The sequence below is a fragment of the Blautia ammoniilytica genome (assembly GCF_025566965.1).
GTDB classification, from domain to species: domain Bacteria; phylum Bacillota; class Clostridia; order Lachnospirales; family Lachnospiraceae; genus Blautia_A; species Blautia_A ammoniilytica.
In genome coordinates, this window is the sequence record NZ_JAOQJL010000056.1 from 1 (window position 1) to 12,850 (window position 12,850).

The window sequence follows — 12,850 nt, forward strand, 5'->3', positions numbered from 1 at the left end:
GTGTCATGGACGCACCCTGAAAAAGGCGGTATCCCGCCAGATTTCAGATGCTCTGGCAACTCAGTTGCCGAGTAGTTCACTCCAATAAAACTCCCTCTATTTGTATTTTTTAGAAAAGATTTGCACGTCTAACTCATCACTGAAATAACGAGAATGCGACGCACAATTATTCAAGTCGTTGAGTCACTCTTGAAAGTAAAACCGTATTACACTTGTAAAAAAGGTCTGCCGCTTCTGCACTCAGATTTTTTAGCAAGTGTAATATTCTACATATTCCTGAACTCTCCTTATGGAGTAACATATCACTGATATGGACAAACAGATACCTTTCGACGATCAAACAGTCTATTAATTGTTTTTAGTAGCAACATCAAATTGAATCAATTTCTTTATATAACTTTATTAATTGCCTAAGCAAATTTTCATATTCTTTTATTGTCTCATCCGAGTCAGACTCTTTTACTATATCCTTGTCATTTCGTAGATTAGAAATTTCAAATGGGTATTGGTTCAATAATTTGATTGTTTCTTTGCAATTTGGGATTAATTGATTTCTTTTATTATATGGAATCGCATTTATGCGCTCTCTTAAATTATGCCGCAGATTGTATGCAAGCCAGTCTGCCGTATCAAAAAAAGCACGATATTCATGTCCATATGCTTTCTCAAGATTTCCTTTGATATAAGAATAGTAATCGTATCCTTCCGGCACTTTTTTGGTTGTGCTAGCAAAAATCCTTACAATATGATCATATGCATCCCGGTGCTCTTTTAATGGCTGAATCAATGCATCCCCATTTTCTGATATTTCTTCGGCTGTAAGTAGATAAATTTTGGTTTTTTGATGTAATTGATATATCTTTTTCCACAACAGTCCAATCTCATCGTTTTGCATTAGATTAAAAACATTTTGTTCAGCCATTTAAAATACCCCGCTATTGAATTAATGAATTTTTAACTTTGACTCCTTTTCCCTCATTACCAGAAACGATTTTTCATCTAGAATACGGTCACCAAAAATCCGCCAGGATCCACGTCGCTTTATTCGGTACGCTTTAATAGTGGAGATTTGTCCGTTTTCACAGTTTCTTGAAAAATTTTTCCTATATTTAAAAGTTTCTACTATCCCCCATAGAGTTCCTGCAACTATAAAAAAAAGAAGTACTGCTACAGCTTCAATCATAATTATTCTCCTTATCATCCCAGTTGCATGCATCGTCACAATCGGACTGCATCCCAAGGTCTTTTGGTTCAATCACATTTCTTACACTACTACCTGCACTATATTTTTCTCTTCTGTAAATTATGCTAAGATGAACAAATATTTCTCTGTAAAGTAACAAAAGAATAAATCCAACAAATATACAGGATAGTAATATAACTCCTTTCCTAGATGCCACAGATTGCAATTGTGGATTTCCAAGGAAGCAAACTGCTGAAATCAAATCAATCAATGCAAGCCAAAACGTAATTCCCTGCAATAAATTCACTTGAAATACCTGTTTTTTCTTTGCAATCGAACACCCAGCATCATACATATTGTTAATTGCCTGCAATAATATCGTAATATAAAATGGTTTTATATCTGTCATGCTAAACTCTTCCTCCAATAATCCGAAAGTTTCTATACAAACAAATAGAGTTTTATCTATAAAAGCCCCAAATACCATTGTCAACGAATTTTTCGTATATTTATATTTTTACCGTCTCATAACCAACTCTCTCACTTCGAACATGTAGCAAAAAATCTATCATACCAGATAAGGAATGTCAAAACTGTCCAGATTTTACGGCTGTTATCTGCCTTTTTCTCTTTGTGCTCTTTCAGAAGTAAAAGAAGCTTATCTGTATGAAAAAACTCTTCTGCTTCTTTCGAGGTAAATAACTCCTTTACCATCTGATACCAGTCATCCTGCCGCAGCCACACACGGATTGGAATTGGAAAACCAAGTTTCTTACGTTCATCGGTTTCCTGTGGTATGAATTGAGAAACAGCTTTACGGAAAATATATTTGGTTGTACCCGCTGCAATCTTGGCTTCTTTTGGAAGCTTTGCTGCAAAGTCAAAAACTTCTTTATCCAGAAATGGTACTCTGACTTCCAATGAATGTGCCATGCTCATTTTATCTGCTTTCTGCAAAATATCGCCAGGAAGCCAGTAGCTCAGATCTACAGACTGCATTTTTTCCATGTCTTGAAGTGATCCTCTGTTTTCTGACTCAAGTTCTTCAAAAAATGGTCTTAAATATTCCTGTGTGGAAGGTCCTGTTACTTTATTTTTCAAAATCTGCGTTTTCTCTTTTTCACGGTAAATATATGCATTTCCGATGAAACGTTCTTCCACTTTCATTCCTGCACGGATAAGGAAATCCCGTCCCTTCACATCCGGCAGCTTTGCAGCCAGTTTTCCAATTACACGTCTGACACCAAATGGAATCCAGGCAATTTTTTTCAATGATTCCGGTTCTCTGTAAATATTATATCCACCGAAAAGCTCGTCTGCTCCTTCTCCGGAAAGAACAACCTTGACATCTAAAACATATTTCGATAAGTCAAAATTACAATTTTCACACTTTAATTGATATAATATTCAATAACTAAACAAGGAGGCCATTTAACCATGAATAATGTAAAAATTCTATGTATCGCAGGCAGTATCGTACTCGGTAGTATATTGCTATCCGGACAAGCTTTTGGCAAAGCCCCCTCAGATCTAATCACCCTTTCCGCCCCTAAGGAGCCTGAGGGGCAATATGTATCTTATGATATAGATGGTTCCGGCTCTTATTATGATAGTGATTCAGATATAACTTACTATTTTGTCAAGGGGATTGTCACTTCTTATTCTAATCATGCAAAAACCTTTTCGCTGACTTCTGACGCCGGTGAAACTTATGAGTTACCGGCAGATACGGATATTAATATAACCGACTATCTCAACACAGAAGCACATATATGGTACTCAGAAGACTCTCAAAAAAACTTAAAATTACTTGCGTTCTCTCCTCAAATTTTTTGGGAACATATTAATGAGCTGGAATCAGATGAACAAATTCTGGATGGTGCCACAGAAATTGATGGGACTCTTTCAAAATATATCTCTTTCTGGTTAACAGAAGATAAAATAGATGTTACTCTCTTATTTGTTGAGGACAACGATGGAAACACTCATATATATGCAGAGGATAACACCAAAACAATCGAAGACTATATCAAGTTATATGAAGATATGCATTTAAATTCTCAAGTATATGATGATTTTAATGTTGCATATCTTATATCAGAAGCATCATCTTGACTTACCCAAATGTCTGGTTGAGAACCTGATGTTTTTTACATCAAACATATCATATATTTTAAATGCCGCAGCCAATATTTTCAAAGGCTGCGGCATTTTTGACTTAATTTTTCTTTCAAACATGTTGCTTCTTCTTTTGACTGCTGCAAATATGTTTATGTCACAAATTCAAGCAATAATTCAGCACTTACTATTTATGTAAAAAATCATTTCAGAAATTGATATATTTTTTCTTTTCTCTGTTTACATATTGACGGCTAAAGTGTAAGAAAGATGCGATTTCACTATCTGACCACTTTAAAATCAAGTATTTTAAAATATCCCTTTGGTTTGAAGTCATTTTTAAGGTTATATTTTTCAGATCAAATGCTAATTCCACAGATGAATAATCCGCTCTATAGCTTTCTTGTAAATCACCTTCATTATCCATATATGCACATTCGTATTTTTCTTTTTTTAAGTTTTTTTTGCATATGATTTTACTAAAGGTTCCATTATGCAAAGTAAACTTTGCATATATTTTGAATCATTTTTCGCCTGTATAACCAAATCTTTATATTCCTGCATCATATACCCTTTTATTTTTTAAAGAGTATCTGGGCATAAATGTGAAGTTCCCTACAAAAAGTGAAAATAACTTGAAATACGTCCTACAAACCGTGAAAAACCACCCTTCGAGGTTGCTTTTTTCTCAAAATATCTTAAACTTATCCCAAAATAAGTCGAAGGTATTTCAAGCAAGCTGAAAATAGCTTGTTGACGTGAGAAAGGAGTGATGGAGATGGGTGGTTTTTCTAATGTAGAGAACAATGCTTCTATTAGGGGGTACATTATGAGATGCCTTGTAAAAGGTTATCATTTTGCTTTACCAGTAAAAACATTGTCCAACAAAATGATGTCCTGTGGTTTAATCGACACACCGGATATTTCTGATCAACTTTATTATTTGGAGCAGAACGATTTGATTAAATTTTCAAATAAATCAAATTCACTGAATGCCCTAAATAATGATGCTGTTGTCAGACTTACCGCCAATGGCATTCGTTTCATAGAAAACGGTGGCAATCCAGAAATGGGGATTGATTTATGACGGAAAAAGTGCGAAAACCCCGTTCTGATTCAAAAATGTATCAACTGCCTAAAGATGTATTAGATCAGGTGAATGATATGCTGTTGAATGAAAACATGAAGTATTCTGATATTCAATATTGGCTCGAAACTGAACACAATATGAAAATCAGTCTTTCATCTATTTCTAATTATGCAGTAAAAATATATCAAGCAGCTCAACGCATTTCTGATGACCTGGAACGAACAAAATTTTTCGTTGATTACATTGGTGACAAAAGCGAGCTTGATGCAAGTAAGGCAACAACTGCTATTTTAAAAAGTGGTCTACTGCAAAAAATTGCAACAGCAGAAGAAGAATTTAATGAAATGCCAGTTGAAAAAGCAGGCAGATTATTAGTGGAGCTTAACAGATCCGAAATTGCAAGAGAGCGGCTTGAACTTGACTACAAGAAAAAGACAGAACTTGCTTTTGAAGAACTTGAAACCAGGATGTATAAGCTGATAAAGGGTTATCCCGAATTAAGAGAAAAGCTTGTAGAAGTACTAAAAGAAGCAAAGCAAAAATGGTTAGAACAACAAGAGGAACTGAAATAACCCCAAATTGTTGAATAACTAACACAAACATGGGAGGAATATATTCATGAAGTTAATTAGTAGGTTTTTAAAAAGCAACTCATTTTTCAATATTTCTAATGAACATGTTTCTATGTTCACCATTGAGGATGGAGAGACTATTGAGAAAGGTGATTTTGTAGTTGTAGACACTAAAACGTTGCACGCTAGAAAGCCTCTTGCAAAAAGTGGTTATTTTGCGGTAGGAGTTGCAAAGAAGATTCTTGATCTGGCTAATGGAAAGCAGGCCGTGATTTGTGTGGATGGTTGTCACATGATTTACGACCCAGATAAAGTAGTTCAGGAATCCGATATTAATAATACTTGTTATTTTGCAACCCCGAAATCTATCACACTTAACAGTGTTAACACTACTAAAGCCGGAACCATCGCGGCAATTGAAGTAAGTGATGATCCTATTGATATTGCTGACGGCACCGATCGGATGGTGTGGATCAGAAACGACATTATGAAAGAGAGTGATTTAGAATGGTAATTAATCAGCAAAACTTAGATTCATTATATCATGGTTATTCAGCTGCATTTAATAAAGCTTTTAATGATGCAGAGACCAATTATCCTAAAATAGCCATGACAGTTCCGTCCTCAACTCGTGAAACAACATATGCTTGGATGGGACAAATTCCATCAATGAGGGAATGGATTGGAGACAGAGAAATTCAAAATCTCATTGCACACGATTACACAATAAAAAATAAAACCTATGAACTTACAACTCGCGTTCCCGTAAATGATATTGCAGATGATCAATACGGTATTTATACTCCACTAGTTCAAGAAATGGGACTTTCTGCTAAAAAGCATCCAGATGTTCTAACTTTTGACCTTCTTGGAAAAGGTTTCAATGAAAAATGTTACGACGGAAAAGCTTTTTTTAGTAATGAGCATCCAATGGGAAACGATAATAAAACTGTACAATCAAACAAAGGAACAAAAAAACTCTGTGCTGCATCTTATACTGAAGCACGTCAAGCATTGATGACAATTAAAGGTGACAGTGAACGTACTCTTAATATTGTTCCGGATCTTCTTGTTGTTGCTCCGCAGAACGAAGCAATTGCAAGAGAATTATTGTTTGCTGATCTGATTGCAGGTACATCCAATACAAATAAAAATACTTGTGATTTATTAGTGGTTCCAGAGCTGACGGATTATCCTGATCAATGGTATCTGCTTTGCACTAAGAGATACATCAAACCACTGGTTTACCAGGAACGTGAAAAGCCTAAATTGGTGTGCAAAAATAAAGAGACAGATGATAATGTATTCTTTAACGATGAAGTTCTTTATGGAATCAAAGCACGTTACAATGTAGGGTTTGGATTATGGCAATTAGCTTACGGAAGTACGGGAGAAGATGCTGCAGAGACAGCTACGAAAGGTTAACGGTGATTGCGTGGAGTTTTATGCAAAAACATTATCACAAGATTCAAACCTAACGAAAGCCCCTGATTATATCAGGGTGCTTCCGTTAGGAAATGTGTCATCTGAAAAAGGTAATTTTGTAGTTGACGGGGAAAGCTATCGCCTGATGAAAGAGCATATGCAGCGCAGAGCAATTGATATTGTAATTGATTATGAACATCAGACACTTGGCAATGTTCAGGCTCCTGCTGGGGGATGGATTAAAGAACTCATTCTGAAAAAAGATGGAATATATGCAAGAGTAGAATGGACAAATAAGGCAAAGAATTATCTAAGATGTAAAGAATACAGATACCTTTCTCCGGTCGTGATAATTCAAAAAAACAGTCACAGGGTATCACAGCTTCATTCAGTTGCATTGACAAATACTCCTGCTATAAATGGAATGACCCCGATCGTAAACTCTGCAACGATTTCATCAGGAGTAACATATACCCTCAATGATACAGAAAAAGAAATATGTAAGATGTTAAATCTAAAGGAATCTGATTATGCAGATTACTGTATGAGGAGGGGAAAAAGTGGATAATAATCTTTTGGAATTTGTAGTTGAAGCAGATATACCAGAATCCTACCAACCAGTAGTAAGCTTGATCGGTATGGAAAATTTTTTGAAATTATGCCGCTATGCAATGGGAGATGAACTATATTTCCCAATGCAGGAAAGCATTTTAAGGAATACCAGAAAACGCTTAATCACCCAAGAATATACAGGAGATAATGTAATTGAACTTTCACGAAAGTACAATCTTACTCAAACTCGTGTGCGAGGAATTATAAAAGACTTAAAATAATCAAAATAGATGCTATACTGTAAACTTCTACCTTGATATAGGAATACCCCCGTTATAACGCGTTATAACGCTATTACAACGAGGGTATTCCTATACAGTAAATGAACTAAAATGATTGCAATGTCTTCATGAGACGGCAGGCCTCTATAAAACCTGCTTTATAGGCATAATGTGAAGTTTTGGTAAGAGCCTCATCTGCCATATCTTCGACTTGAAAAACAACCTTGCTGGTATCTGACAGCGGCAATGTTTGAATATAACTACAAAGTTTCTGTAAAATTTCACTGGCCTGTGGATCAATCATCTCTGCATTTACATTAAATAACATTGATTCTATGTACTCAAAAATATTTTCTGAATTAAAATTTAATGCTTTACCTAATGGCTTACTTACTTCTGTATCAATCATTTTTTCTCATCCTTTCTGACCAAAAATCTTGTTAAATAAGTTAAAAAGCTTTATAATCAGCAATAGGGAGCGGCAACTCCCTATTGCCTCTTTTATTGTTCACCATTTCTAAGCTGGCAGGCTGATTGTAGGTGGTCAATAGTAAGGGGCTCTTTTTCATCATCACGAAGTTGCAACGCAATATTCAAAACCTTAACGCAGTTTCTAATGCCGCCACGCTGCAAAGCTAATTTATGGAGATATAACAGGCTCTCTTTGTCCAACCCATAGTTAAGAAAAATTTTGGTTATATCTTCCAAATCTGGCTCTATAATGTGCCGCCTGATACCAATACGGCTGTAGAGCTGTGCAAAATGCGCCTGACCTCTTCCGTGCATTCTGTCATATACTGTTGGATTTCCGCACAGTACAATACCAGTCTCGGTTGAGTCGTTGATGGCACGAAGATTCTCTAAGGCACGTATGGATAAATGCTGTGCTTCGTCAATGATAATTAGTCTTGGGTTATTTGTTAGATAGTCCGTTATGGTATCTACAAGGAGCCGATCTACGCCATGAAGTTCCTTCCCAATATTAAAAAGTATCTTTTCACATACCCCCTTTGTAGATTTGTCACAGTCTTTTAATTCAACATAAATGGTATCTGGATGTAAAGAAACATATTTTTTTAAAGAAACAGTTTTTCCCAGTCCAGCATCCCCATAAATAAGCGAGATATCTCCAGCGGCTTCCGCAAAAGAAACCGCCATGATAATATCGTCAACTGTATGTGTATCTGCTATCTGCAAATTGCTCATTTTAACTCCTTTCTATTATGCATGCTTTGCTGTAGTCATTGCACGATTAAGCATATTCTGTTTAAATTTGTCTGCAAGTGCCTTTTGTTTACTAGAGATTCCCTTCTTTCTGGCTGCATTCCGCATGAGAACATCTTCGTAGTTTCTCTCTACATCTGTCATCGAAATGCGTTTGATATTCTCCTCAATTGTTTCATTTCTGACAACCTCAATTGTTTTGGGCTTCGCTATTGTTGCAGGATCTATACTTTCAGCTTGTCTCTTTAACCTATCACCGATTGACTCAGTGCTTCTTATTACATTGTCAGCAGTATAAGCATTTAACGCTTTTTGTTTAGCAATTTTCTTACGCTGATTTTCTCTTTGGTAATCCTCGGAACTAAGATCCCAACCTTGTTTTTGTATTTCTTCAGCTATAAACAAGAAGTTTTCATTCGTGTCAAAGACATATAAAATTTCCGGTTTTGTAGGGTCATATCTTGCAGTAACTTTCTGACCTATGTAATTAATACAATTGTCATTGTAGAAATGAATTCCTTTAAATGTAATCCCGTTTCTTTGTACGGTACGCTGTCCTTTTACACGCATAAGACTAAAATATAACACTTCTTTGGATGCCCTACGAATCGTGAAAGGTTCGTCTGCATATACCTGATTGGGACTCTTGCCATACATTGCATCGCCAGAGTGACCGGAATTATTATAGATCTCATATACATATTGATTATGCTGCACTATAAACTCTTCGAGCGTGATCACATCCATTATGTTTAGATCTTTCAAGTCTTCAGGCCGCTTCTTTGCATTACTTCCGGCATAAGACGGGTATTTTTTTCCGAGCTGTTCTTCGAAGGTATTAAAAACTCGCTCAATTGGTTTTGCCTTAGCGTTGTATGGTATCGCATAAGTGACTTCTATTTGTAAGTTAGCAGCAAGGCTATTAAAAATCTTTTTTTCATCTTCTTCAGAAACAATATAGTGTCCTTCGGGATAAAACATATCACGCGCTTTGTAATCCTTTCCGTTATCCAATCGAACGCCGTTAGGAATACCAAAATGTTCAACCCCTAAACCAAAGCTACATAAAACAACATCGGAATTAGGGGATTCGGTACGGATTATACTAGACATCATTTTTCGTGTCCTCATATCCATCCAGTAGCTTCCCCAAGGACGTTCTAATTTCCAACCGCCTTTACCATCTGGAACCCTAACAAATATGTCCCATAAATGGTGATCTGATACCCAGAACTGGTTGGGGTGCAGCTTAGAATAATCTCGTTCTATATATGGCATACACTTATCATCAAAGGCTTTTTTGCCTTCCCTTGCTCTTATAAGCAAAGCCTGATCCATATTTTTAACATAATTGCGGAAAGCCTTTATACCTGGTAAAAAGTCACCATTTATATTTGCCTGTAACTGAACTTCTCGAAAACATGATTCTATAGTTGGCTTTGTTTGCTGAAGATATAGGGAATCAAATAACTTGCTGTATTTTTCAGGAATAGTAGTCTGCCCCCTATTGTATCCGCCTCTTTTATCAACCAGTTTCTCAACGTTTCCTGTTTTGGTCTTTTTCATCCAGTCATATAGTGATTTTTTTGAAATCTGGAAGTCATTGCTATCATTCCATTTCTTAACAAATAAATCCATGATTTTGGTTTTCTTTTTTATTCCTTCACTTATGCATTGCTTTGAAAATTTTCGATATTCCGTAATTGCCAGGGCTCTTAATTCGCCCTTTTTTCTTTGTTCTTTTGTACTGGCGTGAGTCATGTTGACAACGATTTGAGATTCACCAGACGCATTGTAATAGGCTCTTTGAGCCTGTTCTGGAAGAGATTCCAAAAGAATTTCCATTTTTCTACCGCCGCGACCTACATTAGAGGAGATGTAACGGCAAACATATTCTCCATTTGCGGATTTTTTTCTGATAGTACTTTTTTCATATCCCAGTAATTCGGCAACTTCTTCTGTTGACAACCAAATCAAGCCATCACCTCATTTGTGTTAGAAACTATATGTTCAAGTGCAATTAACAAAGAGTTTAAAGCACTAACGCATCCACAGTTTCCATAATTGGTATGAAAAATAATATCGCGTTTTACATCTTGTATAGTACAATCAAAAAGAACATAATATTTAATAAATCCTACTATAATATCTTTTTCTTCCAGATTACCGTGTGCAAGATCAAATAGCCATACTTTCATTTCATCACTGTAACGAATCAATTTTTACACCACCTTTGACGAAAATATTGAGAACTATTTCATTTTGATTTCTGCATTTTCAGCAACAGCCCTATATAATTCTTCTATGCTTACGTCTAAAGCATCCGCAAGCTTGAATAAGGTTTCGGGCTTTGGGCATATTACCTTAGAACATAAAATACATATGTGATTAGGTTTTACTTGTATTTGTTCTGCTAACCAAGCTTGGTTTTTCCCTTTTAGATAGAGTGTTTTTAAAATAAATCTACCTAATGGAGTTTTATTATTTGTTCTTGCGGCCATGCAATCACCCCCTATTCATAAAAATGTTGCGTAAATACATTAAAACAATTATAATTAGATGTGTGTTTTATTACATCTACTATGTAGTATAATGTAATATAACACACATGTCAAGAATAAATGTAATGATACACACATTTGAAAGGATTATTATAATGACAACAGGAGAAAAAATTAAACAAATACGGATATCACATTTAGAAACACAAGAATATTTTGCTGAAAAAATAGGGATATCAAGACCTCATCTCAGCAAAATAGAAAATGGTAAAGAAAACGCCTCAGATAGTGTTTTGAAATTGATATCTCAATTATATGGTACTGATTATGTATGGTTAAGTACTGACACTGAGGGACAAAGTATTTCTTATAAACCTTCACAAAAAGAGTTGTTAAGCTTTAGAGATGCAATGACAAAAGAACCATCAATAAAAGCAAAAACCGCAAGAAAGGCTCTGGATCTTTTAGAAAACCCGAAAATCAAACTAAATAGCCAACAATATTTTTGTAAGAATATAGGAGAGATTTTTGATGCAATTAATAATTTTTACAATAGATCAGATATACATGAATGTAATACACAAGAAGTAGAAATAATATGTGCATATATTGAAAAGAAACTGATTTGTGCATTAAAAGCTTTTCAGATTGATAATTTAGATGAAAAACAAGACAAGTAAAAATTTCCTTTAGTCCTTAAACACAGAAAACCTCTCAAAATGCCGAAAGCCTTATATTATCAGCATTTGGGAGGTTTTTATAATATTTTAAAATCATTTAGTATTAGTATTTTTCACAGTTTAATCATTTTGTTTAAATGACTGAAATACCGCATAAACATAGGCTTTATGGACAAAAGGAATTTTCACCTTTTATTGGACGCTTTACAATAAAAATGTAAACTTATTTTTTGTTCAGAATCAAAGGTTTCTTATATCTATAAAAAAAGGAATATTGTATTTAAACAATATTCCCCAGACTGTAGACAAACTTGGTGTTGGGTGTTATACCCAGCACCAAGTTTGTCTACAGTCTGAGGCGCTGCATATGCAGTGCCTTTTCCGAGAAAATCTAATATTCACTGGGAGGGGTATCTTCAAAATCTTCGTTTTCCGATTCACTCACATCAGGTACATATTCGTCGGCCATTTTCTGCGCTTCCTCTAATGTACTGGAAGGTAAATATTCCTCCCCATCACTCGTAAGCATGATTACTATATTAACGTTATTCTGACTATAATACTCCAGGTCAACATTCAGTCCGGATCGTACAGCACTCCCATTAGCTATATTCAGGACGGCGTTTTCTATATTAAAAACCATATTATAATAATTTCCTGATTCGCCCACTTCTACTGTTATCGTATTTTCATCGGAATACAGAATATTACCAGTGATATATTGGGTATCATAAGTTTCTTCCTGTGCAGATTCCTGATCTGCGGGATCTCCCTGGCTTTGGTAAATTTCCGCTTCTGCGTTATTTCCAGACTGTTGATTCTGCACACTGTCTCCTGGATTTGCTGCCACAGCTGTGGGCGTTGGCTTCCTGGTAACAGCCGTAGTAAGATTTGGAATAAACTTTACAGCATCCTTACCACTTTCGCTTTCCGTTTGCGCGGATTCGTTGCTTCCTGACAATTCACATCCTGTCAGGGTCACCGTGATACCTGTCAATATCACAAAAAACACTTTCAGAATCTTTTTTCTCATTTTTTTATCCTTTCTTTTTTACTGGTAGTGTCAAATTACTACCTGATTTTTATTGTTTAAACCTTGATTTTATGGGAGTTCGCAATAAAAAGAGCAATGAACGCCTCCCTATATAGTCAAGTCTTTTTTCCTTGAAAATCAAGGAATTTCTAATGTTTCATCAATAAATATCTCAGAAGAAAGAGCCATAG

20 protein-coding genes are annotated in these 12,850 nt (G+C 35.5%); 8 read left to right on the forward strand and 12 right to left on the reverse strand.

Annotated features, from left to right (window positions below; genetic code table 11):
• Window positions 1-370: 370 nt before the first annotated feature.
• The 4 genes from OCV61_RS17590 to OCV61_RS17605 all read right to left on the reverse strand — a co-directional run bounded on the left by OCV61_RS17590 (window position 371) and on the right by OCV61_RS17605 (window position 2,590).
• On the reverse strand, window positions 371-922 hold the full coding sequence (locus OCV61_RS17590; protein ID WP_022387878.1) for a hypothetical protein: 552 nt from the start codon (window positions 920-922) through the stop codon (window positions 371-373).
• Between the two features lie 21 nt (window positions 923-943).
• Window positions 944-1,183 (reverse strand): hypothetical protein, encoded by a 240-nt coding sequence (locus OCV61_RS17595; protein WP_005423104.1) that lies wholly within the window; start codon window positions 1,181-1,183, stop codon window positions 944-946.
• A complete protein-coding gene (locus OCV61_RS17600) occupies window positions 1,176-1,592 on the reverse strand; it encodes a hypothetical protein (RefSeq protein WP_022387879.1) in 417 nt (138 codons plus the stop codon). The genes OCV61_RS17595 and OCV61_RS17600 overlap by 8 nt, the downstream gene beginning before the upstream one ends.
• Before the next feature lie 131 nt (window positions 1,593-1,723).
• Window positions 1,724-2,590: an asparagine synthetase B family protein gene (locus OCV61_RS17605; RefSeq protein WP_262583370.1), complete on the reverse strand. Its 867-nt coding sequence runs from the start codon at window positions 2,588-2,590 to the stop codon at window positions 1,724-1,726.
• A gap of 30 nt (window positions 2,591-2,620) precedes the next feature.
• On the opposite strand from OCV61_RS17605, the gene OCV61_RS17610 reads away from it, so the two are divergent.
• The gene (locus OCV61_RS17610; RefSeq protein WP_005424139.1) at window positions 2,621-3,298 is read left to right on the forward strand and encodes a hypothetical protein; all 678 of its coding nucleotides are present in this window, start codon (window positions 2,621-2,623) and stop codon (window positions 3,296-3,298) included.
• On the opposite strand, the gene OCV61_RS17615 is transcribed toward OCV61_RS17610, so the two are convergent.
• Both OCV61_RS17615 and OCV61_RS17620 read right to left on the reverse strand, forming a co-directional pair.
• Window positions 3,290-3,421 carry a hypothetical protein gene (locus OCV61_RS17615; RefSeq protein ID WP_005424140.1) on the reverse strand — a complete coding sequence of 44 codons (132 nt, stop codon included), beginning with the start codon at window positions 3,419-3,421 and terminating at the stop codon, window positions 3,290-3,292. The two genes, OCV61_RS17610 and OCV61_RS17615, sit on opposite strands and share 9 nt — an antisense overlap.
• An 88-nt stretch (window positions 3,422-3,509) precedes the next feature.
• Complete coding sequence (locus OCV61_RS17620) at window positions 3,510-3,728, reverse strand: helix-turn-helix domain-containing protein (protein WP_158422847.1); 219 nt, start codon at window positions 3,726-3,728, stop codon at window positions 3,510-3,512.
• A gap of 351 nt (window positions 3,729-4,079) precedes the next feature.
• Between OCV61_RS17620 and OCV61_RS17625 the strand changes: the two genes are divergently transcribed.
• From OCV61_RS17625 to OCV61_RS17650, 6 genes are read left to right on the forward strand one after another with little or no spacing between them, the layout of a single operon-like run.
• Window positions 4,080-4,388: a hypothetical protein gene (locus OCV61_RS17625; protein WP_158422848.1), complete on the forward strand. Its 309-nt coding sequence runs from the start codon at window positions 4,080-4,082 to the stop codon at window positions 4,386-4,388.
• Window positions 4,385-4,963 carry a phage protein Gp27 family protein gene (locus tag OCV61_RS17630; protein ID WP_158422849.1) on the forward strand — a complete coding sequence of 193 codons (579 nt, stop codon included), beginning with the start codon at window positions 4,385-4,387 and terminating at the stop codon, window positions 4,961-4,963. The genes OCV61_RS17625 and OCV61_RS17630 overlap by 4 nt, the downstream gene beginning before the upstream one ends.
• 46 nt (window positions 4,964-5,009) lie before the next feature.
• Entirely contained in the window at window positions 5,010-5,477 is a 468-nt protein-coding gene (locus OCV61_RS17635; RefSeq protein ID WP_158422850.1) for a hypothetical protein, read from the forward strand.
• Window positions 5,471-6,388, forward strand: coding sequence for a Mu-like prophage major head subunit gpT family protein (locus OCV61_RS17640; RefSeq protein ID WP_158422851.1), 918 nt, complete (start codon window positions 5,471-5,473; stop codon window positions 6,386-6,388). Before OCV61_RS17635 ends, OCV61_RS17640 begins: the two co-directional genes overlap by 7 nt.
• Window positions 6,389-6,398: 10 nt before the next feature.
• Window positions 6,399-6,956, forward strand: a complete 558-nt coding sequence (locus OCV61_RS17645; protein ID WP_262583360.1) for a phage protease — start codon at window positions 6,399-6,401, stop codon at window positions 6,954-6,956.
• Window positions 6,949-7,221 carry a Mor transcription activator family protein gene (locus tag OCV61_RS17650; protein WP_262583362.1) on the forward strand — a complete coding sequence of 91 codons (273 nt, stop codon included), beginning with the start codon at window positions 6,949-6,951 and terminating at the stop codon, window positions 7,219-7,221. The genes OCV61_RS17645 and OCV61_RS17650 overlap by 8 nt, the downstream gene beginning before the upstream one ends.
• A gap of 106 nt (window positions 7,222-7,327) precedes the next feature.
• On the opposite strand, the gene OCV61_RS17655 is transcribed toward OCV61_RS17650, so the two are convergent.
• The 5 genes from OCV61_RS17655 to OCV61_RS17675 all read right to left on the reverse strand — a co-directional run bounded on the left by OCV61_RS17655 (window position 7,328) and on the right by OCV61_RS17675 (window position 10,946).
• Window positions 7,328-7,630: a hypothetical protein gene (locus OCV61_RS17655; protein ID WP_118013182.1), complete on the reverse strand. Its 303-nt coding sequence runs from the start codon at window positions 7,628-7,630 to the stop codon at window positions 7,328-7,330.
• 92 nt (window positions 7,631-7,722) lie between these two features.
• Window positions 7,723-8,427, reverse strand: a complete 705-nt coding sequence (locus OCV61_RS17660) for an AAA family ATPase (protein WP_158422853.1) — start codon at window positions 8,425-8,427, stop codon at window positions 7,723-7,725.
• A 15-nt stretch (window positions 8,428-8,442) separates the two neighbouring features.
• Window positions 8,443-10,413: a Mu transposase C-terminal domain-containing protein gene (locus tag OCV61_RS17665; RefSeq protein WP_158422854.1), complete on the reverse strand. Its 1,971-nt coding sequence runs from the start codon at window positions 10,411-10,413 to the stop codon at window positions 8,443-8,445.
• Window positions 10,414-10,418: 5 nt separating this feature from the next.
• Window positions 10,419-10,664, reverse strand: a complete 246-nt coding sequence (locus OCV61_RS17670; RefSeq protein WP_158422855.1) for a hypothetical protein — start codon at window positions 10,662-10,664, stop codon at window positions 10,419-10,421.
• Window positions 10,665-10,697: 33 nt separating this feature from the next.
• The gene (locus OCV61_RS17675) at window positions 10,698-10,946 is read right to left on the reverse strand and encodes a helix-turn-helix domain-containing protein (protein WP_158422856.1); all 249 of its coding nucleotides are present in this window, start codon (window positions 10,944-10,946) and stop codon (window positions 10,698-10,700) included.
• 155 nt (window positions 10,947-11,101) lie between these two features.
• Between OCV61_RS17675 and OCV61_RS17680 the strand changes: the two genes are divergently transcribed.
• The gene (locus OCV61_RS17680; RefSeq protein ID WP_262583367.1) at window positions 11,102-11,626 is read left to right on the forward strand and encodes a helix-turn-helix domain-containing protein; all 525 of its coding nucleotides are present in this window, start codon (window positions 11,102-11,104) and stop codon (window positions 11,624-11,626) included.
• Window positions 11,627-12,017: 391 nt separating this feature from the next.
• Here OCV61_RS17680 and OCV61_RS17685 read toward each other — a convergent pair whose 3' ends face one another.
• On the reverse strand, window positions 12,018-12,659 hold the full coding sequence (locus OCV61_RS17685) for a hypothetical protein (protein ID WP_005424144.1): 642 nt from the start codon (window positions 12,657-12,659) through the stop codon (window positions 12,018-12,020).
• Window positions 12,660-12,850 lie beyond the last annotated feature (191 nt).

Bases quoted from the DNA above. Each gene is read 5' to 3' on its own strand.
- OCV61_RS17590 (WP_022387878.1), bottom strand. From the start codon at position 922: ATGGCTGAACAAAATGTTTTTAATCTAATGCAAAACGATGAGATTGGA.
- OCV61_RS17595 (WP_005423104.1), bottom strand. From the start codon at position 1,183: ATGATTGAAGCTGTAGCAGTACTTCTTTTTTTTATAGTTGCAGGAACT.
- OCV61_RS17600 (WP_022387879.1), bottom strand. From the start codon at position 1,592: ATGACAGATATAAAACCATTTTATATTACGATATTATTGCAGGCAATT.
- OCV61_RS17610 (WP_005424139.1), top strand. From the start codon at position 2,621: ATGAATAATGTAAAAATTCTATGTATCGCAGGCAGTATCGTACTCGGT.
- OCV61_RS17615 (WP_005424140.1), bottom strand. From the start codon at position 3,421: ATGTTTGAAAGAAAAATTAAGTCAAAAATGCCGCAGCCTTTGAAAATA.
- OCV61_RS17620 (WP_158422847.1), bottom strand. From the start codon at position 3,728: ATGGATAATGAAGGTGATTTACAAGAAAGCTATAGAGCGGATTATTCA.
- OCV61_RS17625 (WP_158422848.1), top strand. From the start codon at position 4,080: ATGGGTGGTTTTTCTAATGTAGAGAACAATGCTTCTATTAGGGGGTAC.
- OCV61_RS17630 (WP_158422849.1), top strand. From the start codon at position 4,385: ATGACGGAAAAAGTGCGAAAACCCCGTTCTGATTCAAAAATGTATCAA.
- OCV61_RS17635 (WP_158422850.1), top strand. From the start codon at position 5,010: ATGAAGTTAATTAGTAGGTTTTTAAAAAGCAACTCATTTTTCAATATT.
- OCV61_RS17640 (WP_158422851.1), top strand. From the start codon at position 5,471: ATGGTAATTAATCAGCAAAACTTAGATTCATTATATCATGGTTATTCA.
- OCV61_RS17655 (WP_118013182.1), bottom strand. From the start codon at position 7,630: ATGATTGATACAGAAGTAAGTAAGCCATTAGGTAAAGCATTAAATTTT.
- OCV61_RS17660 (WP_158422853.1), bottom strand. From the start codon at position 8,427: ATGAGCAATTTGCAGATAGCAGATACACATACAGTTGACGATATTATC.
- OCV61_RS17675 (WP_158422856.1), bottom strand. From the start codon at position 10,946: ATGGCCGCAAGAACAAATAATAAAACTCCATTAGGTAGATTTATTTTA.
- OCV61_RS17680 (WP_262583367.1), top strand. From the start codon at position 11,102: ATGACAACAGGAGAAAAAATTAAACAAATACGGATATCACATTTAGAA.
- OCV61_RS17685 (WP_005424144.1), bottom strand. From the start codon at position 12,659: ATGAGAAAAAAGATTCTGAAAGTGTTTTTTGTGATATTGACAGGTATC.